Genomic DNA, 2,257 nt, shown 5'->3' with positions numbered 1-2,257 from the left:
CCACACCTACAACCACCACCGCAGCCACACCGCACTCGGCGGCAAGCCACCCATCAGCCGCGTGAACAACGCTCCAGGTCAATACACCTAGGGGCTCGGCCCCGCCCTCAGCCCCGCCCCCAGAGGCTCCCCCGCCCCGCCCCGCCTCCCCCGGCGCCTGACTCCGCTCACTCCGCCCCGAGGGCCGCCGCCACCGAGTCCGCCAGGGCGTCGAGGTAGCCCTTGGGCAGCTCGTCGCGTACGACCAGCAGCCGCCAGTACAGCGGGCCGGTCAGCAGGTCCAGCGCGAGGCGGGTGTCCACGTCCTGCGGCAGCTCGCCGCGGGTCACCGCACTGGCCACCACCGCGGCCGCCACGCCCTCCTGACTGTCGTGCAGCGCCGCCTGCAGCGCGGTCGCCAGCTCCGGGCTGCGTGCCGCCTCCGCCAGCAGGTCCGGGATGATCTGCGACGCCATCGGGTGCCGCAGCGCCCGGGCCGCGACCTCCAGCAGCATCCGTACGTCCCCGCGCAGCGACCCGGTGTCGGGGGTCGGCAGGCCCGCGGCGGCCACCGCGGAGACCACGTCCAGGACGAGGTGCAGCTTGGAGCGCCACCGCCGGTAGACGGCGGTCTTCCCGACACCCGCGCGGCGGGCGATGCCCTCGATCGACATCCGGGCGAAGCCCACCGCCGCCAGCTCCGCGAAGACCGCCGCGCGGATCGCCTCGGTCTTGTCCTCGCGCAGTACCGCGGCGCCCGCCGGGGCGCGGCGGCCCGCCGCGGGGTCGTTCCCGTTGCCGTTCTTTGCCATGGCTTGAGCCTAGCGTCACGACGCTACGGTTGCGTTTCGACGCGAGCTCCCTTTAGTGTCGGCGTCGCGACGATACGGACCCGTTCCGTCGTCGCTCTCCGTTCTGCGGCCCCCGTACGCAAGCGAAAGCGGCCCCCATGCCCCAGACCCTCACTCCTCCGGCCCCGGCACCGGAACGGGTGCCCGGACCCGGCACCGCCCCCGACCCCGAGCTGCGCGCGCTGGCCGAACGCCACGGCCTCACGGTGAGCGGTGCCCGCCCCTCGCTGCCGGAGTACACCCGCCAGCTGTGGCAGCGGCGGTACTTCGTCACCTCGTTCGCCACCGCCCGGGTCACCGCCCAATACACCACCGCCAAGCTCGGCCAGATCTGGCAGGTACTGACCCCGCTGCTCAACGCGGCCGTCTACTACTTGATCTTCGGTGTGCTGCTCGGCACGAAGAACAACGTCCCCGACTACATCCCGTTCCTGGTGACCGGCGTCTTCATCTTCACCTTCCTCCAGAACTCGGTGATGACCGGCACCCGGGCGATCTCCGGCAACCTCGGTCTGGTGCGCGCCCTGCACTTCCCGCGGGCCTGCCTGCCGATCTCGTTCTGCCTGGCGCAGCTACAGCAACTGCTGTACTCCATGGCCGTGCTGGTGGTCATCCTGCTGTGCTTCGGGCAGATGCCCACCTGGTCGTGGCTGCTGATCGTGCCGGCCCTGACGCTGCAGTTCATCTTCAACACCGGCCTGGCGATGGTCATGGCGCGCCTCGGCTCCCGGACCCCGGACCTGGCGCAGCTGATGCCGTTCATCATGCGGACCTGGATGTACGCGTCCGGCGTGATGTTCAGCATCAGCCGGATCCTGGTGGGCAAGCACCTCCCGCAGTTCGTGGTGGTCCTGCTCAACGGCAACCCGGCCGCGGTCTACATCGACCTGATGCGCTTCGCGCTGATCGACAGCTTCACCCACAAGCAACTGCCGCCGCACGTCTGGGCGTTCGCCGGCGGCTGGGCCCTGCTCGCCGGTGTCGCCGGCTTTGTGTACTTCTGGAAGGCCGAGGAGCGTTACGGACGTGGCTGAGCAGAACAACGGCGTGCAGCCCACGGCGGCCGCCCAGGAGCGGATCCCGACGGTGATCGCGGACGATCTGCGCATCGTCTACCGCGTCTACGGCACGGGCGCCGGCAAGGGCAGCGCCACCGCGGCCCTGAACCGCATCGTCCGCCGCAAGCCCTCCACCGGCGTGCGCGAGGTCCACGCGGTCAAGGGCGTGTCCTTCACCGCCTACCGCGGCGAGTCCATCGGCCTGATCGGCTCCAACGGCTCGGGCAAGTCCACCCTGCTCAAGGCCGTCGCCGGCCTGCTGCCGGCCGAGCGCGGCAAGGTCTACACCCACGGCCAGCCCTCCCTGCTGGGCGTCAACGCGGCCCTGATGAACGACCTGACCGGCGAGAAGAACGTCGTCCTCGGCGG

The 2,257-nt window shown here is 70.9% G+C and carries 3 protein-coding genes; 2 read left to right on the top strand and 1 reads right to left on the bottom strand.

The features are described 5' to 3' along the window. Positions 1 to 167: 167 nt before the first annotated feature. Entirely contained in the window at positions 168 to 791 is a 624-nt protein-coding gene (locus tag AB0E02_RS39260; RefSeq protein ID WP_030417326.1) for a TetR/AcrR family transcriptional regulator, read from the bottom strand. 137 nt (positions 792 to 928) lie between these two features. Between AB0E02_RS39260 and AB0E02_RS39255 the strand changes: the two genes are divergently transcribed. Continuing rightward, on the top strand, positions 929 to 1,864 hold the full coding sequence (locus AB0E02_RS39255; protein ID WP_362149579.1) for an ABC transporter permease: 936 nt from the start codon (positions 929 to 931) through the stop codon (positions 1,862 to 1,864). Further along, positions 1,857 to 2,257 (top strand): ATP-binding cassette domain-containing protein (locus AB0E02_RS39250; protein WP_362149577.1); only part of this gene is annotated, 401 nt, incomplete at its 3' end. The genes AB0E02_RS39255 and AB0E02_RS39250, both read left to right, overlap by 8 nt.

Source organism: Streptomyces sp. NPDC048196 (assembly GCF_040652715.1).
Lineage (GTDB): Bacteria > Actinomycetota > Actinomycetes > Streptomycetales > Streptomycetaceae > Streptomyces > Streptomyces siderophoricus.
This window is presented reverse-complemented; position numbering and strand designations above follow the sequence as displayed.